Origin of the sequence: Clostridium sp. AM25-23AC (assembly GCF_003435125.1) — a bacterium.
Classification (GTDB): domain Bacteria; phylum Bacillota; class Clostridia; order Lachnospirales; family Lachnospiraceae; genus Pilosibacter; species Pilosibacter fragilis.
Genome location: NZ_QWGI01000018.1, coordinates 51891 through 78347, shown reverse-complemented (window position 1 = coordinate 78347; position 26457 = coordinate 51891). Strand labels below are relative to the sequence as shown.

Sequence of the window (26457 nt, the reverse complement as noted above, 5' to 3'; positions counted from 1 at the left end):
TTCGGGTGGACAAGAGGGTGATTCTTGGTGGGACGAGAACAAACAAAAATGCTTAGTAAACCCAGCGTTTATGCGGGTTTGCAGCACTTTTAAAAGTCTTTTGATAACAAATTGATAACAGTTGCATGAGCGCCATTATTCTTGTAATCCAGTGGTTTTAGGGTTAGAGAATGATTGACAGGTGGTTGTGCAACCAATAATCCATATTATAAACGAAGCCCTTAGCTGTGGGTAAAAACTCATGGCTAAGGGCTTTTTGTCGTGCTTATTTTTAGTCGATATCTTCGGAAAATATTTTTTTAAAACTCTGAAAGTTATCGCCAAACTCTTTGTAAAACTCTCGCTTTGATATAGGTTTCTTTGTGGAGAGTTTTTCATATAGGGTGTATGCAGCAGTTACTAAAGTCAGTGTGTTGAAATCAGCAATTTCACTAATTATTTCTTCATCGTGATTGGTAATCAATGTTGTATCCTCCTTACACTAATCAGTGAGTTTATCTTTAAATGCTTCGACCAAAGCGTCGCTAAGTTCCTGTGATGGGACTTTCGCCCATGTTTGCGTGGTATCAAACTCCGGGTAGTGGTAACGCCACTCATCGTATTTGTCTTTACTGATCTCTTCAGAAGATAGCTTGTCAGCCTGCTCTTTCCAGGCATACAACATTTTCCGGAGTTCGTGAGCGTCTTTACCTTTGGAAGTATCAACTTTCAGACAGATTTCTCCGTCTGATTCACTGACAGTCAGACCGTACAAATCTTCAAGGGTAAATAAAGTGTGCATCAGTCCGATATAGCTGTCAATGTCAGGCACATCGAGGGCATGAGGGGAAACATCCAGAGCCTGTGCCAGTGCAGCAGTAAGTTCCGCCTTCGGTTTTCTTGTTCCTGTTTCGTATTGTGCTAAACGTACATCGGCACTTCGCTCAGGAAAGCCGACAATCGTACCAAGATATTTTTGTGTCATCCCACGCAGAATGCGGAAAAAATGTATTCTCTCTCCAATCGCCATAACGTGTCCACTCCTTGTATGTATTTTACAATGAGTATAGCAGATATGTTTAGGAGAAGTCAAGACAATACAAAACAAAAAAGTTTAATATTTTCCGGAAAGCCACTTGACACAAACAAATATGCTTAGTATAATGGACTTGAAATTAAGCAAATAAGCTTAATAAAAACAAAATGACCGTCCGAACAGTATAAACCGCCAAGACCTTGCCAGACAGCAAGCGAGCGCCTGACATATTATGATATATCGGGACAGCACAGTGCCGAACAGGGAATACCTGCTGGAACTTCATTCGGATAGAACGGCGATAAAAAATGAAAGAAAGGACTGATTATATGAAAAACAGATTTATTTGTGCCGAAGAAGTGGCACAGGAACTAAGCGTATCAAAGCCGTATGCCTACAAGCTCATCCGTCAGTTGAATGAGGAACTGAAAGCAAAAGGCTTTATTACAATTTCAGGGCGGGTAAACCGCCAGTATTTCTATGAAAGACTCTACGGAGCAGGAAATCCCCAAGGGGATACCACTATGTCCTACAAGGCAGGACAGGAATAAGGAAAGGAGGATGAATAATGCCGGTATTCAAGAACGAGAGCAATGGAACATGGTATGTGATGGCGAGATATGTCAACTGGAAAGGCGAACGCAAGCAGAAATGTAAGCGTGGATTTGCTACCAAGAAAGAAGCACAGGAATGGGAGCGAATGTTCCAGTTACAGAACTCCTCTGATATGGATATGAGTTTTGAAGCCTTTACCGAATTGTATATCCGGGATATGAAAAGCCGTCTGAAAGAGAACACATGGCTGACAAAGGAGCATATCATCCGCACGAAGATTTTGCCTTATTTCGGCAAGCTGAAAATCAGTGAGATTTCCACAAAAGAGGTTATCGCATGGCAGAATGAGATGCTTGCCTATCGGGATGAAAAGAAAAAGCCATACTCACAGACCTATCTGAAAACGCTGCACAATCAGTTGTCTGCTATCTTTAATCATGCGGTGCGGTATTATGAGCTGCGTTCCAATCCAGCCGCTAAAGCGGGAAATATGGGAAGTGAGGAACACAAGGAAATGCTGTTCTGGACGAAAGAAGAATACAAGAAATTCTCATTTGAGATGATGGACAAGCCTGTTTCCTTTTACGCTTTTGAAATGCTCTACTGGTGTGGTATCCGGGAGGGCGAACTGTTGGCACTGACCGCCGCTGACTTTGATTTTGAAAAAGAAACGGTCAGAATCAACAAGTCCTATCAACGATTACACGGAGAAGATGTGATTACCACACCGAAAACAAAGAAAAGTAACCGCATTATCAAAATGCCGAAGTTCCTCTGTGAAGAAATGCAGGAGTATTTGCAGATGCTTTACGGACTGAAGAAGAAAGAACGAATCTTCACAGTCACAAAAAGTTATCTTCATCACGAGATGGACAGAGGTACGAAAGCTGCAGGAGTAAAGCGAATCCGTATTCATGATTTACGACACCCGTATGTCAAGCCCACGACAAAAAAATTTATAACTTTTTTTGAAGTTTTCGGGCAGCCTCATAGCTGCCCATAGCTGTTTCAAATGGGGGTTCACGGTTATACCTCCTTTTCGGATTCCTTTGTTTCTAAGAAATCCTGTGTTGCATATTCAATCTCAATCCGATCTCCTGGAAAGACGTAAACTTTGTTGATAAGCCGGTCAATCAGAGCTTTTGTCAGCATGTTGGCGTTTCCGACTTCCTGCATAATTTCCTGTTGTTTCAACTTGATCTCATAATCACTTTTTATCTGCTTTGTCTGTGCAGTAATGACAGCATGAACATTTTTGGCTTGTACCAGTTCCGTGTCATAAACCGCTTTTCGTGTTCGATAGGTTTCCAAATCAATCTCTCCGAGTGCATACTGCTCATAAAGATGCCGCTTGCTGTCTTGAATAGAACGGAGTTTTTCTTCATGTTCGGCCTGCTGGACTGTCTGCAAATCCAATTTATCCTTATTGCTGTCAATTCCCAATGCCGGACACATCTGAGCCCGAATTGTTTCAAATACAACCTGCTCCAGATCAGCCATCTTTATGCGCACACCATGACAAGGAAGCGTTTCAGCCACCTCGGAATGACGGCAATAAAACCACGCACCATTTCGTAGAGACATTGCATGATCGCAGCATCCACAGAATACCTTACCACGGAGCAGATAATCACGCGGCTTTTTATTTGACAGAGAGAAACGCTTAATAGAAGCATTGGCTTTCTCAAATAGATCCACACTTATAATAGCCGGATGATGGTTCGGTATTTTGAACCACTCACTTTCATCCTTTAACTGTGTATGTCGGCTGCCAATCTCTTTTACCTTTCTCTTGCCAATTACATAGGTACCGATATATCTTTGATCTTCTAAAATACGCAGGACCGTTGATGTACTCCAAACGCCGTTTGTTCGGGAAACATTGTAATAGTCCTTGCCTTTAAGTTTGCGATATTCCCCAGGGGTGGGGATATTCATGGCATACAGTTTTCTTGTGATCTCGGCTGCGGTGTTGCCTTCAGACGCCCATTGAAATATCATCTGCACATTCGGGGCAACATCCTCGTCCAGTTCCATACGTCCGTCTGCACTCTTGCGATAGCCGTAAGGACAGATGACACTCTGATATTCTCCACGACGCATCTTTGCATATTTTGCACTTTTGGTTTTCATGGACATATCCCGGCTATAACACTCGCTAATAAGATACTTGAAAGCAATATCAATCCCTCCGGTGTCACCTTTGAAATTAGCTGTGTCAAAATCATCACTGACGGAAATAAAACGGGTGTGATAAAGAGGAAATACCCGCTCAATAAAATAGCCGGTTTCAATGCTGTTACGTCCAAATCGGGAAAGGTCTTTTACAATAATACAGTTGATTTTTCCGGCCTGAACCATTGTTAAAAGTTCCTGCACCGCCGGACGCTCAAAGTTTGTCCCTGTATGACCGTTGTCAATAAATTCCAAAATCTCACTGCAATCCCATTCTGGCAGAGACATAGCTTTTTCACGAAGAATCAGTTTTTGATTTGGTATGCTCAAACTTTCAGTTTTGAAATCTTCCACAGAAAGACGGATATAAAGGGCAATCACATAGTTGCGCACGGTTCCACCGCCTTTCCCTGAAATTCATTTTTGAAACGGAAGGTCACATGAATATTCCGCTCGTGATCGATCTCAATTCGTTCAATGAGCCGTTCGATCAGTTCTGCAGTCAGCACATGATCCTGTGCCAGTGTTTTTGCATCCTTTTCCATTGCACGGTATCGGGCAAGCTGGTTGTCCAGGGAGTCCATAGATTTTTCAAATACTTCAATCTCACCAGACAGAGCCTTGATAGCATATTCATAATCCGCCTTCAATTCAAAGTATTCATCATTTGTCAAAATACCCTGCACAATATTTTCATATAGACCACGGATCAGCCGGCGTGTTTTTTCAATTTCCTGCCGTTTGGCCGACATCTGAATTTTCAGCTTATCTTTTTCCTGTTTTTGTCTTGCCTCCAACTGAAAGAGAGGCAGCGACATTCCCAGCGCAACTGTCAGCTCTTTTTCAAGAATAGCCGTAACAGTAGAAATCAGTTCCTTTTCCTGCATCGTTGCGCCTTTGCAGCTATCTTTTTCTACCCGGCTGTTTGTAAGGCAGTGGAACCAATAAGTATCGGGGCCTTTCCGGCGCTCGGCACGTTGCCGGTGAAGGCTTCTGCCACAATCAGCACAGAACACTTTGCCTTTGAAAATGTTTGGCGTGTAGGGGCGTTTTGGAGTTGCTTTGCTTTCTTCACAGATCTGTTTTCTGTATTCCTGAACTGCATTAAACAATTCATAGCTAATGATCGGTTCATGGGTGCATTTGGCAATAATCAGATTATCTTCTCCAGCCTTGACCTGCTGATGATCTACAATCTTTGTTTTTCCTTGCACCAGATCGCCTGTATAGGCTTCGCTTTCTAAAATTTTCATCACTGTACGGGTCTGCCATTTGCCGCTTCCGATCAGGCCCGGACTGGTAATCTCGCCAGTAGCCTTTTTATAATGGCTCGGTGCCGGAATCCCCATCTCATTTAGATTGCGGACAATCCGGTTCAGAGACACATGCTCATGTGCCCATTCAAAAATCTGTTTTACCACAGGGGCAGTATTTTCATCAACCAGAAGTTTATGGCAATTATCAGGGTCTTTCCTGTAACCGTAAGGTGCCCGTGCACCAATATAGTCGCCATCTTTCATAGCCTGCCGCGCCTGTGCTTTGATTTTTCGTCCAATGTCCAGAGCATAGGCTTCATTGATCATATTTTTCAAAGGCAGCATGATACCACCATGAAGATTTCCGGAATCCGCTGTGTCAAACTGATCCGTAACAGCAATGAACCGAACATTATGTGCATGAAAATATTGTTCGATATAATAACCTGTGTCAATAGAATTTCGCCCTAATCGGGAAAGATCCTTAACAATCACACAGTTAATGTGGCCTGCTTCAATATCAGATAGCATTTGCTGAAATCCAGGGCGGTGAAAATTTGTCCCTGTTGCTCCGTTGTCGATATAAGTATCATACACAACGAAGTCCGGTTTATCCGAAAGAAAGTCATTCAGTACCAGTTTTTGGTTTTCTACTGAGCAGCCTCGCTTTTTGTTATCCTCCACAGAAAGACGGATATACAGAGCCACATGTACATACAAAGATGGTGCCGGCATAGGAACTGCCGTCTGTTTTCTGCTTTTTCTTGCCATTTAACCCACCATCCTTTCTTCATTTTTTGTAGCAATCTGTTTTGCCAAAAAGATTGCTTTCTGATATTCATCCTGGTAATTAAATTCAATATGCAGTTCATCTTTACCCATTACCCGTATGCTTCGGATAAGCTGCATGACTGCCCGACGGTCAATATCCTCCATAGTAGAAAATTTCATAAAATGGTTGATCCAACGGTTTCGTTCGCTTCGGTTTTCTAATACATCTGTAAGTTTTTCGTTCCATTCAGCGATTGCTTTTTGGAACAGTTCAATATCTGCATTGTATTTTCGCTTGTAAGAGAGAAATTCTTCCTTTGTCAGAATTCCACTTACCAGATTTTCATAGAGTTTTGCCTTAAAGCCCTCGGTCTGTGCCACACGCTTCTCATTTACTCTGATCTGTGCGGCATATTCCTGCGCCAATTCCCGGTTAATCCGTTCTTGACTGATACTGGACAGCAGGGCATCCAGAGAAGCAACATTTTCAATATGTCCTTTCAAACTGTCCTGTACACATTCAATCAGATCCGACTCTTTCAGCATGACCGACGATGTGCAGCCATTCTTTTTGCCGGTCGGGCAGTAATAATAGTGATACTCTTTATCTTTATAGCGGTTCGTCTTGCGGGTCATACGGCAGCCACAGCAGCCGCAGATCAAAATGCCGGAAAACAGGTAAACCTTATCCGATTTGGGAGAAGTCCTTGTGTCAATCCTGCGGAGCCTTTGCACCAGATCAAAATCGTGCTTTTGTATGATTGCCTCATGGGTTCCCTCCACACGAATCCATTCCGAAGAAGGTTTGTCCTCACGCTCTTTTAATTTGAAATGGGGCGTTGTCTGCTTGCCCTGGACCAGTGTTCCGGTGTAAGTTTCATCTTGTAAAATGCGGATGATTGTAGTTGCAGACCATTTGCAATCCTTTCGGTCTGTATAGCCACCTTTTGCATGAGGCATTCCGTGATTGCGCTTATACGCCAACGGTGAAAGAATTCCTAATCGGTTCAGTTCATCCGCTATATGGGAAGCGCTGAATCCTTCCAGCCGTTTTCTGAAAATATCCCGCACAACATTGGCAGCATATTCGTCTACTTCCAGGCTCTTGTGTTTATCGCCGGCTTTCACATAACCATAGATGGTAAAAGCACCCACAAAATCCCCGCTGCGCCGTTTTACTTCCAGGGCGCTCCGTGTCTTAACGGAAATATCCCGACAGTAAGCCTCATTCATAATGTTTTTGACAGAAACTGTGAGATCATCGGCAGCGTCATTTTCCGTATCTACATTATCGTTAATTGCGATAAAACGCACTCCATAGGCTGGAAATACTCTGCGCATATAACGGCCTGTTTCTATGTACTCACGACCTAAGCGGGAGAGGTCTTTGACAATCACGCAGTTAGCTTCGCCTTGTTCGATCATCCGCATCATTTCCTGAAATGCCGGGCGATCAAACAAAACTCCACTATAACCATCGTCAATTTTTTCTGCCACAACCTCAATTTCCGGGTGTCGGGCTATGTAATCATCGATCAGGCGCCGCTGATTGGCAACGCTGTCACTTTCTACTGTTTTATCATCCGTATAAGAAAGACGGATGTACTTAATCGCTTTGTAAACCTGCATAAAAAAACACTCCTTTCGTTGCACAGAAAAATCCCCGCAATTCAAGAAGTGTGGTTATGCCATATTCAATTCCTTTTCCGATTCTTATTCTACCATGCTTTTACGGAAAAGTCAGCCCCTTTCTTAAAATTGCGCCTATCGTAAAATACCCTTGATACATTCTTCCAGGGTAGCTCCTTCAGCAGAAAAGCTGGCCTGTACAGTAAAACGGCCACACTTAAAATGGTATGGATTTTTTATCTGCTGAACAAATTCTGCAATCCGTTCATCACGGGAAAGTTCTTTGTTGACAGAGACATCCCGAATGTCTACCAGCGTACCCACTTCACTGACAATGGTGTTCAATTCCATAGTATCAACTCCCTTCTGAAAACTGTGTTATCAAAACCACATGAATAGGTCGGATCTATGGTTATTGCACACATAAATCCGGCCCATTATATCTGATTTCGATTTTACTGCCGTATTTGCCACGCACCCCGGCAAGTCCTTCTGTTATAAGGACGGGGCTGTTACAGGCTGCGGGTAGCGTCACCGCATCATAGTCCCACATACGCCGCCGCTTTGCCAGAGCAAGCAAACGCCGCAGGAACTCTCCCCAAGTCTTTAGGAAGCTGTGAAGAAGTACCATTATGATCTGTGTCGTTATCGCGTCCGGCTTGCCACAGCCGGTTTCGTAGGTTGCGTTTATCGCTCGGACAGCTTGGATTCATCACCTCCTTAGGCTGCCTGTCACCGCGCCGCCCCATCTGCCGCTCGGAACACAGAATGAAGTACCTGTAACAGCGTATATTCGGTTGTCAAGGAACAAGCAAGGGGCATGGCAGACAAATTGATATTGCAGTTGGGGTGGGAGGATGTATATGCTTCCTTACCACACCCGTCCAGCTTGTCCCACCGAATATGTCCCTCTACTATTCAGTACATTTTTAGGGGCAAAGTTGCCGTCTGTTATAAAATTTCTTTGAAATATTTTTCCAGACTACGCAATCCGGCTTCAATAGAACGGGTGATCCGGCTTTTGTGTGTTCCTTCCGCTTTGGCAATATCTGCTTTGCTCATGCCAAGAAAAAAGTGTGCATAGATCCGTTGGCGCTGCTTTACCGGAAGTTTGGAAAGACCTTTATAAATCAACTCCGTCATTTGACGCTGTTCCCAAATTTCTGCCGGGTTAAGAGGCTTTTGCAATATCTCACGCTCAATACCTTCGTCTCGATCCAGAGAGTAAAATGCTTTATAGCGGTATGTACGAATCCGATAGGCTTCTTCCAACAACATATATTCCCGAAGCAACAAAGCAACTTCATCCGGCACCTCAACGATCATGTCCTGTGTATAATACGGGTAATAATCCCGAAGATTGATTTTCTTCATAGTAATTTCCTCCAATTTCGATGTTTGAGTTGATGGCAAAAATCGAAACCAGAGGGTGGGCTGCGGCAGCGATAAGGTCTAAGTCTCTTTCTGATTAAAAAAAGGGTACAAAAAAGCGCGCCCGTACAAAGAACAGGCGCGCCAAAGCAACAGTATGAAATTTTTCCGGGAGGTTGACAGCGAAAATGCTCAAACTTTGTCGAAACCAAAAACGCCACAATCCATACGAGCTGGACTACGACGTATAGGTGACTGAATGTAAAGCAGTTTATCTGCGGATCTGTGTTGCATAGACGCATAGGCATTTCCTCCCATCAAGGAGGGGCCTGAATCGGCTGCTTGATACCTCCTTGGGAGAAAATTATATCGATTATGTTTCCTGTATCAGTCCGCAGACATTCGCTTTTTACTCTTTATATTCGCAATTTTCTACATATTCTGCTCCTTAGAATATATGCTGCAAAAAGCAAGCCCACAAGGGGAACCGACACCTTGTGGGCTCATATTATAGTTGTTCAAATTTATAGCCGATCCCGGCGACACTCTCAATGTAGTTTGGAAGATCCGGTTCAAAACGCAATTTCTTACGCAACTTACTCATATGATTATGAATCGCTTTTCTCGAATAGAAATCACAATCCTCTTTCCAAACCAAATCGGTAATCAGTTCGTAAGTAAAAACACGTTTGGGATTGGCAATGAGCAATGCCAGTATATCAAACTCCTTACTTGTCAAGTTGATAATCCGTTCCCTAACCCTGACAGTGCGGTGTTCCAGACATAGATAAAGCTCGCCTTCTTGTATTTCTGTAAGAGGATTCTTCTCTGCTGCGGAGAAAGTGTGACAGGAATTGAATACTGTTCCATGACTGACTCCTTGTTCCAAAATATATTGCATTAGAGCATTCTTTTGTTCCTCGTTAAGAAGCAGAAATAACTTTTCACCAATCTTCTTGCCGGATTCTTCAATATCAAAAACAGCTAATGTCCCATCACATCATCACCTCCATATTTTGATAAATTTATTGATTAGAGCTCAATTCTTGCTTTCGATGGCTTATCTTCCCAATAGGTAACTTTAATCGTTGTTCCCTTGTCAGGAACGTTGTTTCCTGCACCAATCCATTTTCGGCAGATGTAATCTTTACCGTCTATCGTATATTTGACCTTGATAGTATGCGGAAAGGCTGCGCCATCCATCGCATGAACGCGGGCAGGTTTACGATTCACTTTTAACCACCATTGTTTTGTAACTGAAATTACAGTTCCCATTGTTTCTTTTTCCATAAGTTATACCTCCAATGATATTTTTGATTGATGATACCTATTTTCTATTCAGCCTTTTCTTTGTTTGTAGTAAAAGCGGAACGCTGCTGCGCCGGTGGCCGCCAACTGTACCAGAATCAGCACAGCAAACAGACCGAAGCTCTCATAGTAGAACAGTTATTTTAAAAAAATATAGTCTGTTCAAATGATGCCATTTATTGTATTCTAAATTTGTAGGTAAGCTGAACGGGTAACTTACCAAGGGATAGCGGCAACAGATGTCTATCTAACCATACTACCATTGAGATCGAAAAGTATGAATTGAAGAGTACAATAATAGGGTTGATTGAGGATCAACTTTTATTTTTTGTACCTTCATGTTAGAAGCCGTTGTGGACTATTACCTAAAAATAATAGATATAACACAAAGAGAATTATTCAATCTGTCCAAGCATAACAGGAAGGAAAAGATTGAAATTCCATAGGTAGTGGCTTCGTTGACGCGACTAAGTTCAATACGGAAAAATCGGTCTGCAGGTGTGTCAAACAGAAGACACTATTTTTTTATATCTGAGACCGATTGTTTCCGATACAATTTATGGAACATTCAGCACATCATGGACAAACCAAGTCTGAGCCGTGACCATAATGGCAAATGTGCAAATAGCAAAGAGAAGTACTTCAGCCACAGCATTGACACGGCTGGATTGAAGTTGCTTTTTCAGATTGGCAGGCAAGATTCTTGACAGCAGACAATAAACTAAAAATCCAATACAGGCTCCAGCGGTATTTGTCATCAAGTCATTGATGTCGGAAGAACCCCAGCCAAACATCTGGACAATTTCAACAGCCAAAGAAAACAGAAAGCCAGTCAATGCAACCGTCTTCATGTGATGATATTTCTTGTACAGCAGCGGCAGGAAAAATCCCAACGGGACAAACAGAATAATATTCAGAATGGTATCAATTGGCCCAGTTATCATACCGATAAATGGAGTCCAAGAAATGTTCGGGCGAAAGGTCATTGTGCTTGTAAAGCCGATGCCTGTGACGGTCAAAAGTCCGAATAAATAATAACCAAAAACAAACACTGCAGCGGTATGGAGAAAACTTTGTGTTCTCCCCAATTTTTTGAGCCACAAGAAATACAGTACGAAGACTGGAACCATAAACACATACCCACTAATTGAGCGGATGAGAATATCAGAAATTGGTATCATTATTATCTCCTTGTCAAATTCAAATTTATTGCCCATTCCAGCATTGAGCATTTTCTCATAAAGCAAACAGAATACTGTCATTAGTAACGACGGTATTCCCATAATGCTAATCGTAAGTCTAATTGTTCAATGTCGATTAGACATTCACTTTTGCATTTTGGACAAAAGAGAGGAAAATTTTTAAGTACGGTATCTTCCCGAATTTTGTCGCGTGTTTTATTCCCGCAGACTGGGCAGCGGATGAACTCTGTTTTCTCCATATTGTTCACTCCGAATTGCGATCATTCTTTTTCTTATCCCGATATTTCCGTATGAGTTTATTACGGATAGGAACGCCAACACCAAGCAAAAGCACAACTACCAAAATTGTAAAATCCATACAATCACCTCACATTTCTTTGTTCTTCATAATCCGAATGGACAAGAAGATTGAAACCGCATACATCACAACAATAGCAAAAACCGCAAGGAAAACGAGAAGTATCGGAGAAGATTCAACGACTGAAATAATTGAGTTCCCGATAGCTGGCATTTTAGAGAGAAGAAGTAAAGTCACCAAAAAACCGGCCACTGGAATATACATAAATACCCGTCCTTTGATTGAGCCGTACTTGTAATATCCCGGAATCTGGAACACGGTATAGAGTGCAAATAAGAATACTCCTGCAATAGCGGCAGTTACAATATCAAATACGCCAACTGTTTCACCCAGCACTTTCAAGACAAGCGGCTGTGCAATCAAAGAAATAATCAAGGAAAGAAGCCCCATTGCAAGGACAAAAACATAGCGTCCGATCACAAGCTCGCTTTTACGAACAGGTAAAATACCAAACAGACGATCCATGCTGTTTTTTTCTGTGATGGAAAAGGTATATCCCGTCGTCATGGCAATAAAGCACATAGCAAATGATACCCCTGTCAGCAAAGAACGATTGATTGCGGCAAACACAATCGGCAGGAGCAGGGTAAAGCAAATCGTCTTAAAATATGGTTTTACCAATGCAATATCTAATTTTGTGGATTTCAAAATATTACTCATAATCGTCACCTTTCTTGCTTGTAAACACTACAATTTCATCAATGGTGGCAGGATCAACGGTCAGGTTAGGAAAACCGCTAATATCTTCGGTTTTCATCAGAGCCTCAAATCCCGTAGGGAATGTACGAATACCAGCCGCCTTATTTTTCAGATCATCGGACAGTTCCTCAATTCCACCTTTTACAATGCGGAACATATCTACAAAATCATCTTTGCTGCCAGTAAAGTACAGCTCGCCATAACTGATGTAGGTAATATAATCGGCTGCACGCTCCAAATCGCCTGTGATATGGGTGGAGAACAAAACACTATGCTCGCCATCTTCAATATACTCTGAAAGAATTTTCAAAAGTTCATCTCTGGAAACCGGATCAAGTCCACTGGTCGGCTCGTCGAGGATCAGCAGTTTGGCGTCGTATGAAAACGCACAGGCAAGCATTAACTTCATCTGCATACCTTTGGAAAGTTCTTTTACCTTTTTGGTTGGTGCAATGTGAAATTTCCGTAACATATCCGCAAATTTCTGGCTGTCCCAATTTGGATAAAATACCGAAATGGATTTTTCAACCTGCGACACTTTCCAATCATCACTGAAATAATTTGTATCGAAAACAACGCCCAGCTCTGATTTTACTTTTTGTTCTTCTGCGATATTATCCAGCCCCATCACTTTGACTGTGCCACCGGTGCGCTTGAGCATATTCAAAATCAGTTTGATTGTCGTTGTTTTGCCAGAACCATTCGGGCCAATCAAGCCCATAATATATCCCTTTGGCAAAGTAAAGCTGATATTGTGAAGCTGAAAAGAATCAAAAGATTTCGAAAGATTCGTTACCTCTAAATAATTAGTCATCTGTTTTTACCTCCGTTAAAATGTCCAAAAGGCGATGTAATTCCTCTGTGGATAGATTTGCCATTCTTGCAGCTTTTATTGCTTCGGTGAGATTGTTTTCTACTTTGCAAATAAGCTGCTCCTTAATCAGTTCTGAACCAGACCCCATTACGAAACATCCACGCCCCTGCACATTTTTAACAAAGCCCTCTTGCTCTAATTCTGTGTATGCCTTTGTCACTGTTAAGACGCTGATCTTTAAGTCTTTGGCAAGTGTTCTAAGGGAGGGCAAAGTTTCTTCGGCTTGAAGCTCGCCAGATAAAATAGCCGCCTTGATCTGCTGTTTAATCTGCTCGTATATGGGGACGCCAGATACATTTGAAATAATCAGTTTCATTTCTGCATCCTCCGTGTGTTTTAACTGTTATGCTGTTGTGTATAACAGTATAACACAAACGCGGCTAAGATGTCAATACATGGAGCTAAACTTACTGGCAAGCAATGCAATCTTACGTAAGATTGCGTATTTAGCAGAAATCCCGTTCCCGGAATTCCTGCTAAATGCTTGTTGGTGACATATCCCCAAACCCCTGAGATCATTGCCGGTGGCAATGGCTGCGCGTTCCGTTGGAACGCTGAAAACGAAAAGCTGACAAACCTTATTGACGTGATTTTTCTGTGCTGCGCTGCGGTAGCGGTGGGGAAGAAATCTCTAATAGATATTCCACATTAGCCCGAACATTATGAAGTTCTTTCATATCATTTTTGGCCTGCTTATAGGCAGAATAGGCTTTCCGTTTTTGTTCCAGAAGATCGGTGTATTCCTCCCGGAGAGATTTAACAGAGGGGAGCTTTTGGATTCCTAGCTCGTCAAAATGATTCTTTGCCGCCTGGTGCAGCAGAATTTCAGCCTCATGTACTATTCGGTATTTTTTGCTGTACCCGGCTTTGCGATATTCTACATAGACAGCCCGCGTTTTCGCATAGTTTACGATCTGCTTTTGTAGCTCGGCATTGGCGTTCATTCTTGACTCTAAATCTTTAATTTGAACGGATAAGGTATTGAAATTAGTGGTAGCGGCGTTGGCTTTTTCCAGAAGATCCTCATAACCCATATCGCCATGTTCTTTTAAGTAGAGCACTGCCTGGGAAAGCTGTTTTAAGTTGAACACTTTTGCCCAACGCTCATAACCGGGACCTTTGCCGGAACGGATTGCAGCCTCTATATCTACCAGCAATCCAACTTTGGAAACCGGTTTTTTTGAAAAAGTATGGCGGGATTTTACTGTCCGTGTACCGGCAATTCGTTCTTTGATGGCCTGTTCTGTATAATCGCCTTTGAGCGTATCGCATCGGGTATAATTTTCTTGTCCCGGAACTCGGAACCGAAGATGTTTTCTTTCACGGTTAACTTCAATCCCGGCAGCCTCCAGCTTCTTTAGAAGTTCCTCAAAATCTTTTGGCATTTCCTCTAATGCAGCATCAATAGCAATACGTATCTGCTCCTGAAAGGAAGGCTGCTTTTTATTTCCCAGCCATGTGCCATAATGCTCTCGGCTGGGTTTCGGATTTTCAACAATCGAAAGTCCATGCTCCAAACACAGCTTGTCATTCATTCGCCGGATTGCCCAGGTAGAGCCCCAGAAGTTGCGAAATTTTTTCTGACAGTCCAGTGTAGTAGAGTTGATAATGATGTGATTATGGACATGGTGCTTATCTACATGGGTACAGACGACAAAGGCATGTTTTCCTTTTGTGAGTTTTAGCGCCAGCTCCCTGGCGATCTGATTGGCTTCTTCCGGCGTAACTTCGCCGGGCTTAAATGCCTGACGGAGATGGTAGGCGATCACATCATCCGCCCCCTGGTTTCTGCCGGTCAGATTTGCATACTGTCGTTTAGAAAGAAGAAACTCTGCATCAGCAAGCCGGGTATCACACTCATAGCCATAAATGAATTTTCCAAAATCGGTTTTCTGCGGATTTTCTACATAATCAATAATATCTGCAATCGCAGTAGAGATGTCCCGACCTTTTCCTACATGCAGAGGCATCAGTCTTGTGGTCGCCATTTTCGTCACCTCCTTAACTTAATTTCAATCAGAGAAGTTATAATTGCAGAAAAAGAGCGGGGCTGCCTATGCGCCCCGCCAAATCTGCTTAACCAAATATAAAATCCTTTAAGGCACTGTTTGTCCCACCAATGATCCCTACCAGCCATGCAGCCGCCAGAGGCAGACCGTATGGACTGATAAGAAAGGCGATCATAAGCCAGGCAAGACCCGGCAAAAATCCTGCGACAAAGAACAGCACCAATGCTGCCAAAAAGATGATCCCGGAAAGAATCCCAAGTACCGCACCGGAAAGGACCACCAAAAATTTACATACCAGATAAAGAATCCCCGTAACCAGCATAAAGGGAAGTGCCAGTAATTTACCTATCAAACGCATACGCTTTGCCTCCTTTCAGAAGGGTATCTGCCCTTATAAAAATTTTACCGTGACGGCAAAAAGAAAGCAACGGCTTTCCGGCTGTTTATGAAATGTTTGCAAATCCCCGGATCAGTTTGTCCATGCCATCCCAAAGGCTGTCCAGACGGGTGCGGATGTCCTCTATATCTGCGGCATAAATATTGCCGGTCTCATTGGCCCGTCTGGTATATTGGTTTAAGTTATTGGAACAAATGCGGAGAAGCCGGATCATTTCTTGAATGTCTCCCATATCAAGGTGAATGATGTAACCGTCTACGGCCATCTTTCGCAGATATGCCGACAGATTGGTAATGCCAAGTTCCGCCATGCGTTCTTTTACCAGTTCGGCCTCCGCTTCGGACATGACAAATTCGACGCGGACAGATTTTTTGTTATGCCTGCCCTTCATCGTTCCAACCCTCTTTTATGAGATGAGACCTCCTGTGTTGAAACCACCGTCTTTGCTCTTTTGAGTTTTTCCCGCAAGGTGGTCTTTTCCAGCTTATCAAGATATTCCTCCAGATTTCCGGCTGTCGCATGATAGCTGCGTTTGAAGCGTTCCCGTTTTAGGATCATCATCAACTCCGGCTCATTTTCTGGCAGATACGTCATTGTTTTAGGTGCTCCATGCTCTGGCATAAGCCGGTTCATAAGCTGTCTCCGTTCCTGATAGGGAATCGTGATAATATTTCCATCCTCAAATGCAACGGCTACATTTCCGATTGGACAGGTCAGTTTTTTCATCCGTTCCACATGTTCTCTGTAATTTAGCGGATAGAGATCGCCAAATATTTTTCCGTCCCTGACTTCTTTCAAAGAGATAGCATAAGCCAAAACGGGATCATTTGTCTGTTCCTGGTAAAACCGCCACACTTTGTTTTCATGGCTGCCCTCCAGATAAACTTCCCGTTCACGCAGGGTATAGGTTCCGCAGGGGCGTGACATCCAAAGAAGCTGTTTATCCTCTGAACGGTCTGACACAGCCAGTTTTGAGATCAGTTCTTTATCCAGGTCAAAGTCCTCTTTATAATGTTGGGTATGAAGATCTACGATACGGGAAAGAGCACCCAGAAGATCTACATCCTCAAATCTTACCCCAGCCATCAGCGTTCCCTTTCCGGCACCGGAGGGATCATCTGCCTTGCTTCATGCTCCGGTTTATCTGCTTTCAGACGGTCCATCAAGGACGGCTTTGCTTCCGGCACGAGCTCCCGGATTTCTTCATCCGTCTGTCCATCTGTCAGATCCGGACGCACAAGAGGTTCGTTGTTCAGCCTGCCATCCAGCATATTGTAGTTGCCGGTTTGTCCTTCCTCATAAAGTTCCGCATTGCGAAGATAACTTTCTGGCGCTTGAAATGGCTGTCCGGCAAACAGGATTTCTCTTTGTGTGGTAAACTGTGCAAGGACGCCATTTTGCAGTCTCGCAAATTCTTCATACTGGCGCAGGGTAAGCCCTCGTTCCAGCATTTCCGTCTGGGTATGCGCCCAGCCTTCTCCATAAAGAAAATAATACATGTCGGGCTGATCACAGACAAAGCACAGGGAACCATCCTGATTGTCATAGTAAGATGGCTGCATATCCTGACAATGGCAGCGTTCCTCACGCCCCAAATACACACGGTTGTCCGCACCCAGCATAGCGACCATGCCTGCGTAATTACTATGAACCGCAGAGCGGATTTCTACCAGCGGATCTGTTTGAGAAGGAATCTGTCTGCCCGGAATCTCATTTTGTTTTTCCGATGCATCATTTCTTGGTGTCACTTCTTCATGGCTGCGTGCATCCAGCTCCGGTTGAGATGTTCCTTTCCGAACAGCACCGGGTTCCGGTTCTTTTTCTTTCACATAGTATCGGACATTTGCTGTCGTATGCTCGTTGGCTTCCTTTGCATAGTTTTCAGCATCGGCTTTGCTATCAAATTCCAACAGTTTTCCATTTTCCTTGCACCAGCTTTGTGCCGGTCCGAAAATAGAAGTGCTGCTTCGTACCGCCCATACACCATAGGTCAGTTTCTTTTCCATTCCGCATCCCTCCTTATCGTTCCTGCTGTTTGGAAGTTTGCTGCTTTTTTACCGGGTCTGCCGGTTTTGTTGCTTTTAGCTGCTGACGGAGAGAATTCTTATGCTCCGGTTCGGAATCTGTGATGTTGACATATTCGCCAATGATACAGAGCGCTTCTCCATAACTGCCGGAAGCAAATACCCGATCAGACATTTCTTTTGCCTGTTCTTTCAGACCATGCTCCCGCAAAGTACGGGAAGCAATACCCAGCAGATTAAAAATGTTCCCATCTGCTCCGATCAGTGGACAATCCGGTTTATCTGCCAACGCTTCCGGTGTTTCTATAAATCCGCCTAAATAATTCGGCACAAAGTCCGACAGCCATGTGCCGCCATAGACTTCATGGGTCTGTAAACGCCACAGGGCAAGTTTTCCTATATCCAGTTTCACATCATCAAACGGGTAAAGCAAACAGGTCAGTTCTCCGTGCTGAAAAGCAAACACATTCTCAAACTGACTGCCATCTTTCAATATGCCTGCCTGTGTCAGCATTTCATTGATTCCGTCTACCCATTCTGTCAGATCCCCGCCACAGCCCTGTAAAATCAGTCCTTCCTTATCCGGCGTACGGCGAAGATCCTCCGCAGTAATCGTGTTGATATTCAAAAAATCGCCTCCTATCGTTTTTGTTAAAATATATGTTTTGTCCGCAACTTAACCTCATTTCAAAGCACTGGAGTATTCTTATACAGCGCCCTTGAAAACAGGTGCAAAAAGCCCTTGAAAATCAAGGACTTTTGGGGCTAAGTTGCGTACATATCATAGTTGGTTTTGCCGCTTCCGGCGTTTGCGTTCCCGCTCGGATTTCCGTCTTGCATAGATCCGGCAGGCATCAGAACAATATGCCTGGCTGGTTATAGGAAGATACACTTTTCCACACACAGGGCATATTTTCTGTCTCATGGAGGTGTCCTCGCCGGTAATGGCTGATTCCAGTGCTGCATCCACCGGCAGCACCGCTTTTTCAAAGTACCTGCAATAAGCACCGGTCCACCATTTATTCAGCATATAGCAAGGACTGTCCAAAGGAAGGCAGATCTTATCCTGAGAGTCATAGTTGGCGCAAAGCTCCGTAACCAGCTTTCGGATCGCAGCCCGCTCCGAGCGGTTCAATTCTCTCTCTGCCATAACGCCTACCTTTCCGGGGCACTTCTTTGCCGGCCGCTGGAAAATCCGGTTATATCAGTAACATTCCTGGACTGTGAAAGGGCATCGGCAATAGAGTTCCGCTTTTTCTGTTTTGGTTCATGGTAAATAAAAAGTTCGTTTTTCCCCGGCACATACAACAAACCATTTTCTTCGCACCGGAAAATGTCACATTCTTTGTCGGTTGCGACGGTATAAAAGTCTTTGTAATCATAAGGTGCTTTTTGCCGATCCTGATAGGTACACAACCCTAAGTTGAAGTCACTTGCCAGCCGTTTCGATATGACGAAAAAGTCGCCTTCTTTTTTGTGAAATTTTCGTATGGGCGTGAAGTGATAACCGCCATATTCAAAGGTTTTTCGGTCACTCATTTACGCCTGCCTTTCTTTACGGGAAATTCCAGCTTGAAATTCACATATTTACCGCCGGTATCATCCAGGATCACTTCCGCATCATAGGTCTTTCCTGTTTTTTCACTGTAAAGCCCGGACATAGAAATACGGCCCTCTTTCAAAAGAGCCGCTGCCACAGACTTTGTGATGGACTTTTTCTTGCTGGAAAAGAAACGGTTATCTTTCCAAAGAGCAAAAGAACATTCCCTGTTGTCGCAGAAAAAACCTTTCTTTCCTTCATATACCGGGGCTCCGCAGCGAGGACATACCCCCACGGCTTCATGTGCAGTTTCTCTGGAAGAAGGGAACAGATCCGCAAAACGTTTCTCCGGGGCGGTATGTTCTTTTACCAGCGTCCGGCTCATATCTGCAATCTGATCCATAAAAGATGTTGCCGACAGTTCGCCATGTTCCACTTGTTTCAGCATAGATTCCCATTCTGCAGTTAAAATGGGAGATTTGATATTGTCCGGCAGGACTGCGATCAGGTTCCTTCCTTTTTCCGTAGAAATGAGCTGCTTTTTCTTTCTCTGTACAAATCCGGCAGAAACCAGCTTTTCCAGTGTTGCCGCACGGGTAGCCGGAGTACCCAATCCTTTACGCTCGGCATCGTCCGGCATATCTTCCGCACCGGCCGTCTCCATAGCGGACAGCAGCGTGTCCTCCGTATAATGTTTCGGCGGTGAAGTTTTCCCTTCACGGAGACTTGCTGACACAGTTTCAAAAGTCTGTCCTTCCTTCAGCACAGGGAGAGCGGCATCTTCATTTTCTCTGTGTTCCGTTTCACTCTGCCTGATACTCATACGGTGAATCCGTTCCACCTCTTTCCAGCCGGACTGTAAGATGGTCTTTCCTTTTGCCGTAAAAGTATATCCCTGGCAGTCTAACATAGCGGTGACCGCTTCAAACCGGTTTGCCTGCGTTGTGGCACAAAGCAGTCTGACGGCAAGCAGGGTAAGCACATCCCGCTCCCCGGAAGGAAGCTCCGACAGGTCTGTCCGTGCAATCTCCACAGTTGGGATGATGGCATGGTGGTCGGTCACTTTGCTGTCGTCTGTTACCCGGTCAATGTCCGGCTCTCCGGCGCAGCCTTTTCCAAAGGGCATATTGTCACGCAGCCATAGGATCAGGGAAGCGGCGGTTGCCTGCATGTCCTTCGTCAAATACTGGCTGTCCGTTCTCGGATAGGTTGCCAGCTTCTTTTCATAGAGAGATTGCACATAATCAAGGGTCTGTTGAGCCGTATAGCCATAAATACGGTTACATTCCCTTTGCAGAGTTGTAAGGTCATAAAGGCGGGGAGGCTGTATAGTTTTTACCTGCTTTTCCGCAGAACGCACAAAAGCGGAGTTGTGGTCACAGTCCATACGGATTTTTTCAGCCTCGGATCGTTCCGTCATTTTTTCGCCGGAAGCAGTAAAACCTCCGCAGGTGATTTCCGGCACATAAAAAGGCTTGCTGATGAAGGATTCAATATCCGACTCACGCTGTACCAAAAGTGCCAGCGTCGGTGACATAACACGGCCGACATTTAGTGTGACACCATACAGGACAGAAAAAAGCCGGGTGGCATTGATCCCGATCAGCCAGTCGGCTCCTGCCCGGCATACTGCCGCATCATAGAGTTTATCGTAATCACTGCCGGGACGGAGATGGTCAAAACCCTCACGGATCGCCGCATCCTCCATACTGGAAATCCAAAGGCGTTCCATAGGCTTATTACATCCGGCATATTCATAGACCAGACGGAAGATCAGTTCTCCTTCACGCCCGGCATCCGTAGCGCATACCACAGAATCAACCCGTTTGTCCTTCATCAGCCGGCACAAAAGGGCAAGCTGCTTTTTCTTATCCTTTGGAACTTCATATTTCCAGTTTTCCGGTAGGATCGGAAGGTCCTCATACCGCCATTTGGCGTACTGTTCTTTGTAAGCCTCCGGCTGTGCCAGTTCCAAAAGATGTCCCACGCACCAGCTCACCAGATAACCGGAACCTTCGAGATAACCGTCTTTTCTTTCCGTTGCGCCTAATACTGCTGCCAGTGACATAGCAACAGAGGGCTTTTCTGCAATCACAAGTTTCAATTTTTATTCCTCCTTCATAGTTTCAAATTCTTTATCCGCAAGTTTTCCGGTTTGCATAAGACACATCAACATAACGCCGGAAGCCATTCCTCCGGCAAAGGTAAGGAAATGTGAAATCAGGTTCCACATAAGCATTCCTCCTAAAAATGGGTAAAGAAAAACGCCCACTTCAAAGTGAGCGCATCAACAGGTATCTATTTTGTTTTTGGTTTCAAGTGATCCGGCAGGACGATCTCTCCAACCGGGATTTCCCGCAGTTCCTTTTTCATCCGATGGGTGAAGCGGATCGTCTTTGCCGTACCGCCGGTTTCCCGTCCGTCATATACAGCGATCACTCGGTCGGAGTGCTCCACCATATAGCGGTTTCTGTGGGAGTAGACGCTTGGGAGATATTTTTCCTGTATGACAACAACATCCGCACAAGCCTCCAGCAGTTCACGGGTTCTTGTTTTCTTATTCAGGCTGTCCAGACGTTTGCGGTAAGGGATCACTGCGATCAGCTCCAGCGCCGGATTAGTCTGCTTTCTTTCCAACACCAGCTCTGCAAAATACTGATCCACGCCATCTGCAAAGCCACTCATAAAACAGGTAAATCCATCTGTAACGGCAGCATCGATCTCATGTTCCAAAGCGGCTTTTATTTTGTTGATCTCATTCTGCGGCAAATCCCTGTGTCCGGTAACACAGCAAGTCTTTCCTTTCATCGGTCATCCCTCCATCTGATAGGTAAATTTCTTCACTTTTCACATAGTAATAGATTTTATTTAGCAAGTCAACGATAATACCCTTTTTCTCTTTGCGGATAATAAAGGGGTGTAAGGTACAATCTATTACAGAATGGGAGGTGAAGGCGATGTATGAAGATTTTGTCCCGGAACGATTAGCGAAGCTGCGGACACAGAAAGGAGTTTCCGCACGCGATATGTCTTTATCGTTAGGTCAGGCAAACAACTACATCAATAATATTGAGAATAAAAAGTCACTTCCCGCTATGCAGTCTTTTTTCTACATCTGCGAATATCTGGGTGTGACTCCGCAGGAATTCTTTGACGAAGGAAATACTTACCCGGAAACCTTGAAGGAATTCATTGCAGAGGCAAGACAGCTTGATCCTCAATCCATGCAATATATCCTTGGTATTATGAAAGAACTCAATAGCAGAAAGTAGGCGGTCACGGTAATGGCCGCTTTTTTCGTGACTTTCTTTATTATATTTTATAATGTTCTCGAAATGTCCGCTCCCTATACCGATAAGTATTCAAAAACTGTTCCCCAAACAGCCTTTTTCTATTCGCCGGTACTGCCAAAGCTGCCGGTTCCTCGCTCTGTTCCCAGATCTGTTACAAAATCCGCAATGACAGTCGGCGTGATCACAAGCTGCCCGATACGGGCTCCCTTAAAAAGAGACTGCGCCTGATTGCTTACATTGCTGATGATCGCATGGATCTCTCCTCGGTAGCCGGAATCCACAGGCGGCAGTTCACAGACCAGACCTTTTACCGCCATACTGGTACGGGGAAAGATATATCCCGCATACCCATCCGGTATTTCCAGTCCAAAGCCAAGAGGAATTTTGGCGATTTCTCCGGGCTGTAAGGTGCAGTCATAGGGCAGATAAACATCTGCTCCGGCATCATTGCCATGAGGACGGTAAGGACGCTGGTGCTCCGGCACGCCAAAATCGATTAGTTTTATTTTCATCGGCAGCCTCCTTCCCAAAGAGCGGGATAGTCTTTTTCTAAAATATCCTCTGGCGTCATATCTGCCTGCAGTTTTCGCCCGCAGGTCATTTTCCCTTCCAGACATCGATCCAACTGACAGAAAGGCCCGGTCAGTGACGGGGCAAACAAGGCAGGGCTTAGGTCATAAAGTTCTTTCCAGACCTTTAACAGCACGATCCTTGTTTCATCTGTATTTCTTCGGCATACCCGCTGGCCGATGATATGTTTCCACTGATAAGGGGTGGCGCTGATGAGCAGTACATTCCGTAATCCCTGGGGCGTGGCATAACCGGCCGCATCGTGCCCGCTTCCGGCAGTGCACAGGGCTTCATAACATTTCATGCTTTCATTACAACTTTTTAAGTACAGCTCCTGTACCACAGCCGGAGCCGTCATAATAGAATACGGGACAGCGAAATCCGCCTGTCCCGTATAGTTGCTGTACTGCAGCGATGCACTCATAAATTTTACTTCGTTCTGGTGGCGGGTGATCTGCGCCAGAAAACGCCTGCTGGCGCCGACAATGGCTACCGTGATCACCGCAAATTTCTGGATGGTAGGATGGGGAAGCGCCCCCATAGCTGCTACTGTCTGAACGCTGAATGATTTTTCGTAGAGCTCCATCAGGTCGTCCATTGAGGCAATCTTATGTCCCTGCTGGGTAAGTCTTGCCGCAAAGACCATGTTTTTTTCTGCTTCCGCTACCGCCTGGCAGTTCAAAATTTTTACTTCAATCTGTTTAATTGGTATGTCCCTCCTTTACAATCGCTTTCAGTAAGAACAGATAGTTAAGACTGTCTGTGATCTTTTCGTCCCATGTGTCCATCGGATAAACTGTTTCCTCGGCAAAGCACATATCGTATAGAGAAACAATATGCTTTGCCAGCATACCGGCAAGGGCACGCTGGGGCGTTGTGTGCTGTAAAGCTGCCGCTGCCTTAAATGCACCCAGCCGGTCCGGATCATCCCCGGTGTATTCTTTGGTTTTCCGTTTCAAGGTATCAGCACAGAGCCGCACCTGTTCGTCAAAAACGGCATTGACTTCATTTTGCGTAATATAGCATCCCTCCTTTGAAAACAAGAAACCGGCTATTCTAAAGCATCTTAGAATAGCCGGCAAATAAATGGATATGTAATTGTTTATAGTGTATTGATCTCTTTTTCCAGTTCCTGGACCGCTGCTATGACTGTCTCAAATGTCGGAATATCCCCATACAACATATCCTGCATAGAGTTATAGTCCGTTTCCAATGCTGCGAACCGATATTCCGGCGGGAGTAATTTTAATGTGCCCGGCACAGCCTCCGGGTACTTCGCCCATGCTCTGGGATAGAATTTCATTTTGAAATCTACAACTTTCTTCAGGAGATCCAGCCTGGAAAAAGCAGCTTCTTTGACCGGTGTTGCAGCCATGCGGTAGAGATCATAATAATGTCTGGAATACCGCTGCGGCATTTCCAAATGTTCCGGTCTGTTCGCTTCATGGTGCAGGATTGTGGCTTTTTCCCAGAAGGTCCGTTCCGGGGCAACGGTAAGGATTGCGGTTTCTTTTTGCTCAAAAATCTTCGGATAATATTTTGCCGCGTATGGTTCGATCAGCGCTGTTTTTGCAGGAGTCCACGCTGCCAGCGCACCAATCTCTAAACGGATCACCTGTAAAGTCGCCGTATTCGTAAAAAGGTGCGGATAGGCGAAAATGACCGTCTGTTTATCCTTTTCATCTATGTAGACATTTGCTTCACAACCGATTTCCTGGGATAAGCCGGCTTTGACTGCCGGGCAGAATGTTTCGGACAGAAATACCTCTGCACGCACATTGGCTTCTTTGTTAAAAGCATCCTGTTTTGTATTGGAACGTTTCTCCCATGGTTCATCTTTGCCATATCCCAATACACGCCAGTCCAGAATCAAATCAATATCTTCTGAAAACCGGCTGATCAGGTGAAAGGCTTTTGAAAGGCTGGTACCACCCTTAAAGGTGATGGACTCTTTCCATGGTGAGCGGTGAAATAAATAATCCAGCGTAAAACATACCCAAAAGTCTTTTTCCACGATGGCATCATTCAGCCCCATTTTATCTGCTGTATTTCTGAACAGCTCCCTGCGGTCGTTATCTGAAAGTCTTGCTATATTTCTCATTGTACCTTTTCACCTCCACAAATCTGCCGTATCGTATCGTAAACCCAATCCGTAGACTCGGTTGCTTCCTTCAAACAAGCCTGTTTATCCTTGTCTGTCAGTTTTTCGGAAAGCATCTGTATGACTTCTGGCGTAACATTCGATCTGCCAAGCGTTTTTAATGCCTGTATAACCAAACTTGTCATATAGGACAATCCGGTAATCTCCTTATTGGTCCGGTGTTTAAATTCCAGCTTTGTAGAGTTCCACTCGTAGGTCTTATATGGACCATCGCTGATATAGGACCATACTGCTGTTACCTGTGTTGAAAGACCTAACAGGTTCAATGCTGTATTCCCACATGGGGCAATCGTCCAGTGATAACTTCGTGCCAATGCGTTCGCCACCGCTTCCGGGTCTGCCGCCACATATTCATCCAGAAGTTTGCTATATTTTGGTTTTTCATAAACTCCTTTCAAAATACGGCGCAATGTTCCTGATTGCACTAAACGGCTTAAACTTTGACGAATAGTGGATGTATCTGCAATATCCGCAAAATCAGACATCACAAAAACAGTTCCATCTTCAAGAGAAAGAACACGCTCTCGTATTCGTTTTGTATATCCGTTGTCCACAATACCGCCTCCCTTCATGTCACGAATATTATATATTATTCGTGACATGATTGCAATAGGTCCTATTCCTCTTATTTTGAGTGTTCCCATTAAAAATCTGATTTATACATCAAAAATCAAAAATTTTGCAAGGCAGTACAGTTTTCATATATGTCACATATTTTATATATTATTCGTGACATCAGGCAGTTGGCAGGTAGATCCAGTCGTGCATCAGGCACACGCTGGGTTCATCCTCCCTGGGAACCAGACGGTAGGTACATTCCCCATAGACCGTGCGTTTGTCCTCGATCTCCATGCCATAGGCTTTATAAAAGCGGTATTCCAGATTGGAGATAATACAGCGCAGGGTTTGCAGAGCCTCCCTTTGAGCTGATACGATCAGGTCACGGTCAATGCTGCGCTTCAAAAACAGCAGCGATTTGTAAAGCTGTACCTCTGTGCGGTAAGGGCGGCAGTCTTTCGTTTCCAGCCATCCGCAAAAAGCGACCGGTCCGCTCTGGATCACACTGCGGTCCGGGTGATAATACTCATAGCAGTCCAGGTTTGCCGTATTCAGAAGATAGAGCATTTCCCGGACTTCATTTTCCGGCATGTCGTAAAACCGCAAAAGCGAGCGGTAAAGATGGACATAGCCGGGAATGGAAATCATGGTATTTACCATAAAATAAAATCCTCCTTGTAAACAGCAGGTGC

The 26457-nt window shown here is 44.5% G+C and carries 34 protein-coding genes; 3 read left to right on the top strand and 31 right to left on the bottom strand.

What is annotated here, in order from left to right:
- Nucleotides 1-271: 271 nt before the first annotated feature.
- Nucleotides 272-463: a hypothetical protein gene (locus tag DW677_RS11960; RefSeq protein WP_117567369.1), complete on the bottom strand. Its 192-nt coding sequence runs from the start codon at nucleotides 461-463 to the stop codon at nucleotides 272-274.
- 18 nt (nucleotides 464-481) lie between these two features.
- Complete coding sequence (locus DW677_RS11955) at nucleotides 482-1009, bottom strand: helix-turn-helix transcriptional regulator (protein WP_117567367.1); 528 nt, start codon at nucleotides 1007-1009, stop codon at nucleotides 482-484.
- Between the two features lie 335 nt (nucleotides 1010-1344).
- Here DW677_RS11955 and DW677_RS11950 point away from each other — a divergent pair, with 335 nt between their 5' ends.
- Nucleotides 1345-1566 (top strand): hypothetical protein, encoded by a 222-nt coding sequence (locus tag DW677_RS11950; RefSeq protein ID WP_022356662.1) that lies wholly within the window; start codon nucleotides 1345-1347, stop codon nucleotides 1564-1566.
- Nucleotides 1567-1583: 17 nt separating this feature from the next.
- Nucleotides 1584-2573 carry a site-specific integrase gene (locus DW677_RS11945; RefSeq protein WP_117567365.1) on the top strand — a complete coding sequence of 330 codons (990 nt, stop codon included), beginning with the start codon at nucleotides 1584-1586 and terminating at the stop codon, nucleotides 2571-2573.
- Between the two features lie 23 nt (nucleotides 2574-2596).
- On the opposite strand, the gene DW677_RS11940 is transcribed toward DW677_RS11945, so the two are convergent.
- The 23 genes from DW677_RS11940 to DW677_RS11825 all read right to left on the bottom strand — a co-directional run bounded on the left by DW677_RS11940 (nucleotide 2597) and on the right by DW677_RS11825 (nucleotide 21991).
- A complete protein-coding gene (locus DW677_RS11940; RefSeq protein ID WP_117468782.1) occupies nucleotides 2597-4138 on the bottom strand; it encodes a recombinase family protein in 1542 nt (513 codons plus the stop codon).
- The gene (locus DW677_RS11935; RefSeq protein ID WP_117504589.1) at nucleotides 4123-5772 is read right to left on the bottom strand and encodes a recombinase family protein; all 1650 of its coding nucleotides are present in this window, start codon (nucleotides 5770-5772) and stop codon (nucleotides 4123-4125) included. The genes DW677_RS11940 and DW677_RS11935 overlap by 16 nt, the downstream gene beginning before the upstream one ends.
- Nucleotides 5773-7401 carry a recombinase family protein gene (locus DW677_RS11930; RefSeq protein WP_117504587.1) on the bottom strand — a complete coding sequence of 543 codons (1629 nt, stop codon included), beginning with the start codon at nucleotides 7399-7401 and terminating at the stop codon, nucleotides 5773-5775.
- A 135-nt stretch (nucleotides 7402-7536) separates the two neighbouring features.
- Nucleotides 7537-7752, bottom strand: coding sequence for a DUF6870 family protein (locus tag DW677_RS11925; protein ID WP_005361189.1), 216 nt, complete (start codon nucleotides 7750-7752; stop codon nucleotides 7537-7539).
- 600 nt (nucleotides 7753-8352) lie between these two features.
- A complete protein-coding gene (locus tag DW677_RS11915) occupies nucleotides 8353-8775 on the bottom strand; it encodes a hypothetical protein (protein WP_015542925.1) in 423 nt (140 codons plus the stop codon).
- A 505-nt stretch (nucleotides 8776-9280) separates the two neighbouring features.
- Nucleotides 9281-9673 (bottom strand): winged helix-turn-helix domain-containing protein, encoded by a 393-nt coding sequence (locus DW677_RS11910; protein WP_117504585.1) that lies wholly within the window; start codon nucleotides 9671-9673, stop codon nucleotides 9281-9283.
- Nucleotides 9674-9804: 131 nt separating this feature from the next.
- The gene (locus DW677_RS11905; RefSeq protein WP_117504583.1) at nucleotides 9805-10062 is read right to left on the bottom strand and encodes a sugar ABC transporter permease; all 258 of its coding nucleotides are present in this window, start codon (nucleotides 10060-10062) and stop codon (nucleotides 9805-9807) included.
- Between the two features lie 575 nt (nucleotides 10063-10637).
- The gene (locus DW677_RS11900; protein ID WP_025580950.1) at nucleotides 10638-11261 is read right to left on the bottom strand and encodes a VanZ family protein; all 624 of its coding nucleotides are present in this window, start codon (nucleotides 11259-11261) and stop codon (nucleotides 10638-10640) included.
- A gap of 80 nt (nucleotides 11262-11341) precedes the next feature.
- On the bottom strand, nucleotides 11342-11521 hold the full coding sequence (locus DW677_RS11895) for a cysteine-rich KTR domain-containing protein (RefSeq protein WP_074021989.1): 180 nt from the start codon (nucleotides 11519-11521) through the stop codon (nucleotides 11342-11344).
- 128 nt (nucleotides 11522-11649) lie between these two features.
- A complete protein-coding gene (locus DW677_RS11890) occupies nucleotides 11650-12300 on the bottom strand; it encodes an ABC-2 transporter permease (RefSeq protein ID WP_117468893.1) in 651 nt (216 codons plus the stop codon).
- On the bottom strand, nucleotides 12293-13153 hold the full coding sequence (locus tag DW677_RS11885) for an ABC transporter ATP-binding protein (RefSeq protein ID WP_004611597.1): 861 nt from the start codon (nucleotides 13151-13153) through the stop codon (nucleotides 12293-12295). Before DW677_RS11885 ends, DW677_RS11890 begins: the two co-directional genes overlap by 8 nt.
- Entirely contained in the window at nucleotides 13146-13529 is a 384-nt protein-coding gene (locus DW677_RS11880; protein WP_002578893.1) for a GntR family transcriptional regulator, read from the bottom strand. Before DW677_RS11880 ends, DW677_RS11885 begins: the two co-directional genes overlap by 8 nt.
- 262 nt (nucleotides 13530-13791) lie before the next feature.
- Nucleotides 13792-15201 carry a relaxase/mobilization nuclease domain-containing protein gene (locus DW677_RS11875; protein WP_117468892.1) on the bottom strand — a complete coding sequence of 470 codons (1410 nt, stop codon included), beginning with the start codon at nucleotides 15199-15201 and terminating at the stop codon, nucleotides 13792-13794.
- A gap of 88 nt (nucleotides 15202-15289) precedes the next feature.
- A complete protein-coding gene (locus DW677_RS11870) occupies nucleotides 15290-15580 on the bottom strand; it encodes a CD1845 family protein (protein ID WP_117567363.1) in 291 nt (96 codons plus the stop codon).
- 85 nt (nucleotides 15581-15665) lie between these two features.
- Nucleotides 15666-16010, bottom strand: a complete 345-nt coding sequence (gene mobC, locus DW677_RS11865; RefSeq protein ID WP_117468891.1) for a plasmid mobilization relaxosome protein MobC — start codon at nucleotides 16008-16010, stop codon at nucleotides 15666-15668.
- On the bottom strand, nucleotides 16007-16705 hold the full coding sequence (locus tag DW677_RS11860) for a hypothetical protein (RefSeq protein ID WP_117567361.1): 699 nt from the start codon (nucleotides 16703-16705) through the stop codon (nucleotides 16007-16009). The genes mobC and DW677_RS11860 overlap by 4 nt, the downstream gene beginning before the upstream one ends.
- The gene (locus DW677_RS11855; protein ID WP_117567359.1) at nucleotides 16705-17625 is read right to left on the bottom strand and encodes a DUF4316 domain-containing protein; all 921 of its coding nucleotides are present in this window, start codon (nucleotides 17623-17625) and stop codon (nucleotides 16705-16707) included. Before DW677_RS11855 ends, DW677_RS11860 begins: the two co-directional genes overlap by 1 nt.
- 13 nt (nucleotides 17626-17638) lie before the next feature.
- Complete coding sequence (locus tag DW677_RS11850) at nucleotides 17639-18271, bottom strand: hypothetical protein (RefSeq protein ID WP_117504573.1); 633 nt, start codon at nucleotides 18269-18271, stop codon at nucleotides 17639-17641.
- 153 nt (nucleotides 18272-18424) lie between these two features.
- Entirely contained in the window at nucleotides 18425-18793 is a 369-nt protein-coding gene (locus DW677_RS11845) for a cysteine-rich VLP protein (RefSeq protein WP_117567357.1), read from the bottom strand.
- A 5-nt stretch (nucleotides 18794-18798) separates the two neighbouring features.
- On the bottom strand, nucleotides 18799-19182 hold the full coding sequence (locus DW677_RS11840; RefSeq protein WP_117567355.1) for a hypothetical protein: 384 nt from the start codon (nucleotides 19180-19182) through the stop codon (nucleotides 18799-18801).
- Entirely contained in the window at nucleotides 19179-21287 is a 2109-nt protein-coding gene (locus DW677_RS11835; RefSeq protein ID WP_117567353.1) for a DNA topoisomerase 3, read from the bottom strand. The genes DW677_RS11840 and DW677_RS11835 overlap by 4 nt, the downstream gene beginning before the upstream one ends.
- A gap of 3 nt (nucleotides 21288-21290) precedes the next feature.
- On the bottom strand, nucleotides 21291-21416 hold the full coding sequence (locus DW677_RS11830) for a DUF3789 domain-containing protein (RefSeq protein ID WP_081017347.1): 126 nt from the start codon (nucleotides 21414-21416) through the stop codon (nucleotides 21291-21293).
- A 65-nt stretch (nucleotides 21417-21481) separates the two neighbouring features.
- The gene (locus tag DW677_RS11825) at nucleotides 21482-21991 is read right to left on the bottom strand and encodes an SLOG family protein (protein ID WP_055158503.1); all 510 of its coding nucleotides are present in this window, start codon (nucleotides 21989-21991) and stop codon (nucleotides 21482-21484) included.
- Between the two features lie 149 nt (nucleotides 21992-22140).
- On the opposite strand from DW677_RS11825, the gene DW677_RS11820 reads away from it, so the two are divergent.
- Complete coding sequence (locus DW677_RS11820; RefSeq protein WP_005361112.1) at nucleotides 22141-22455, top strand: helix-turn-helix transcriptional regulator; 315 nt, start codon at nucleotides 22141-22143, stop codon at nucleotides 22453-22455.
- 119 nt (nucleotides 22456-22574) lie between these two features.
- Here DW677_RS11820 and DW677_RS11815 read toward each other — a convergent pair whose 3' ends face one another.
- From DW677_RS11815 to DW677_RS11790, 6 genes are all read right to left on the bottom strand, one after another.
- Nucleotides 22575-22988: a deoxyuridine 5'-triphosphate nucleotidohydrolase gene (locus tag DW677_RS11815; protein ID WP_055158506.1), complete on the bottom strand. Its 414-nt coding sequence runs from the start codon at nucleotides 22986-22988 to the stop codon at nucleotides 22575-22577.
- Nucleotides 22985-23752: an FAD-dependent thymidylate synthase gene (locus DW677_RS11810; RefSeq protein WP_222847488.1), complete on the bottom strand. Its 768-nt coding sequence runs from the start codon at nucleotides 23750-23752 to the stop codon at nucleotides 22985-22987. The genes DW677_RS11815 and DW677_RS11810 overlap by 4 nt, the downstream gene beginning before the upstream one ends.
- On the bottom strand, nucleotides 23748-24089 hold the full coding sequence (locus tag DW677_RS11805; protein WP_227274983.1) for a hypothetical protein: 342 nt from the start codon (nucleotides 24087-24089) through the stop codon (nucleotides 23748-23750). The genes DW677_RS11810 and DW677_RS11805 overlap by 5 nt, the downstream gene beginning before the upstream one ends.
- 59 nt (nucleotides 24090-24148) lie before the next feature.
- A complete protein-coding gene (locus DW677_RS11800) occupies nucleotides 24149-25147 on the bottom strand; it encodes a nucleotidyl transferase AbiEii/AbiGii toxin family protein (protein WP_055158508.1) in 999 nt (332 codons plus the stop codon).
- Nucleotides 25144-25761, bottom strand: coding sequence for a DUF6088 family protein (locus tag DW677_RS11795; RefSeq protein ID WP_055158509.1), 618 nt, complete (start codon nucleotides 25759-25761; stop codon nucleotides 25144-25146). Before DW677_RS11795 ends, DW677_RS11800 begins: the two co-directional genes overlap by 4 nt.
- A 181-nt stretch (nucleotides 25762-25942) precedes the next feature.
- Nucleotides 25943-26425, bottom strand: coding sequence for a hypothetical protein (locus DW677_RS11790; RefSeq protein ID WP_015542949.1), 483 nt, complete (start codon nucleotides 26423-26425; stop codon nucleotides 25943-25945).
- Between the last annotated feature and the right edge of the window lie 32 nt (nucleotides 26426-26457).

What these genes read in the sequence shown, in the direction of transcription:
- DW677_RS11955 (WP_117567367.1), bottom strand. Translation starts at nt 1,009, where the DNA reads ATGGCGATTGGAGAGAGAATACATTTTTTCCGCATTCTGCGTGGGATG.
- DW677_RS11950 (WP_022356662.1), top strand. Translation starts at nt 1,345, where the DNA reads ATGAAAAACAGATTTATTTGTGCCGAAGAAGTGGCACAGGAACTAAGC.
- DW677_RS11945 (WP_117567365.1), top strand. Translation starts at nt 1,584, where the DNA reads ATGCCGGTATTCAAGAACGAGAGCAATGGAACATGGTATGTGATGGCG.
- DW677_RS11935 (WP_117504589.1), bottom strand. Translation starts at nt 5,772, where the DNA reads ATGGCAAGAAAAAGCAGAAAACAGACGGCAGTTCCTATGCCGGCACCA.
- DW677_RS11930 (WP_117504587.1), bottom strand. Translation starts at nt 7,401, where the DNA reads ATGCAGGTTTACAAAGCGATTAAGTACATCCGTCTTTCTTATACGGAT.
- DW677_RS11925 (WP_005361189.1), bottom strand. Translation starts at nt 7,752, where the DNA reads ATGGAATTGAACACCATTGTCAGTGAAGTGGGTACGCTGGTAGACATT.
- DW677_RS11915 (WP_015542925.1), bottom strand. Translation starts at nt 8,775, where the DNA reads ATGAAGAAAATCAATCTTCGGGATTATTACCCGTATTATACACAGGAC.
- DW677_RS11910 (WP_117504585.1), bottom strand. Translation starts at nt 9,673, where the DNA reads ATGCAATATATTTTGGAACAAGGAGTCAGTCATGGAACAGTATTCAAT.
- DW677_RS11905 (WP_117504583.1), bottom strand. Translation starts at nt 10,062, where the DNA reads ATGGAAAAAGAAACAATGGGAACTGTAATTTCAGTTACAAAACAATGG.
- DW677_RS11900 (WP_025580950.1), bottom strand. Translation starts at nt 11,261, where the DNA reads ATGATACCAATTTCTGATATTCTCATCCGCTCAATTAGTGGGTATGTG.
- DW677_RS11895 (WP_074021989.1), bottom strand. Translation starts at nt 11,521, where the DNA reads ATGGAGAAAACAGAGTTCATCCGCTGCCCAGTCTGCGGGAATAAAACA.
- DW677_RS11890 (WP_117468893.1), bottom strand. Translation starts at nt 12,300, where the DNA reads ATGAGTAATATTTTGAAATCCACAAAATTAGATATTGCATTGGTAAAA.
- DW677_RS11885 (WP_004611597.1), bottom strand. Translation starts at nt 13,153, where the DNA reads ATGACTAATTATTTAGAGGTAACGAATCTTTCGAAATCTTTTGATTCT.
- DW677_RS11880 (WP_002578893.1), bottom strand. Translation starts at nt 13,529, where the DNA reads ATGAAACTGATTATTTCAAATGTATCTGGCGTCCCCATATACGAGCAG.
- DW677_RS11875 (WP_117468892.1), bottom strand. Translation starts at nt 15,201, where the DNA reads ATGGCGACCACAAGACTGATGCCTCTGCATGTAGGAAAAGGTCGGGAC.
- DW677_RS11870 (WP_117567363.1), bottom strand. Translation starts at nt 15,580, where the DNA reads ATGCGTTTGATAGGTAAATTACTGGCACTTCCCTTTATGCTGGTTACG.
- mobC (WP_117468891.1), bottom strand. Translation starts at nt 16,010, where the DNA reads ATGAAGGGCAGGCATAACAAAAAATCTGTCCGCGTCGAATTTGTCATG.
- DW677_RS11860 (WP_117567361.1), bottom strand. Translation starts at nt 16,705, where the DNA reads ATGGCTGGGGTAAGATTTGAGGATGTAGATCTTCTGGGTGCTCTTTCC.
- DW677_RS11855 (WP_117567359.1), bottom strand. Translation starts at nt 17,625, where the DNA reads ATGGAAAAGAAACTGACCTATGGTGTATGGGCGGTACGAAGCAGCACT.
- DW677_RS11845 (WP_117567357.1), bottom strand. Translation starts at nt 18,793, where the DNA reads ATGGCAGAGAGAGAATTGAACCGCTCGGAGCGGGCTGCGATCCGAAAG.
- DW677_RS11840 (WP_117567355.1), bottom strand. Translation starts at nt 19,182, where the DNA reads ATGAGTGACCGAAAAACCTTTGAATATGGCGGTTATCACTTCACGCCC.
- DW677_RS11830 (WP_081017347.1), bottom strand. Translation starts at nt 21,416, where the DNA reads ATGTGGAACCTGATTTCACATTTCCTTACCTTTGCCGGAGGAATGGCT.
- DW677_RS11825 (WP_055158503.1), bottom strand. Translation starts at nt 21,991, where the DNA reads ATGAAAGGAAAGACTTGCTGTGTTACCGGACACAGGGATTTGCCGCAG.
- DW677_RS11820 (WP_005361112.1), top strand. Translation starts at nt 22,141, where the DNA reads ATGTATGAAGATTTTGTCCCGGAACGATTAGCGAAGCTGCGGACACAG.
- DW677_RS11815 (WP_055158506.1), bottom strand. Translation starts at nt 22,988, where the DNA reads ATGAAAATAAAACTAATCGATTTTGGCGTGCCGGAGCACCAGCGTCCT.
- DW677_RS11800 (WP_055158508.1), bottom strand. Translation starts at nt 25,147, where the DNA reads ATGAGAAATATAGCAAGACTTTCAGATAACGACCGCAGGGAGCTGTTC.
- DW677_RS11790 (WP_015542949.1), bottom strand. Translation starts at nt 26,425, where the DNA reads ATGGTAAATACCATGATTTCCATTCCCGGCTATGTCCATCTTTACCGC.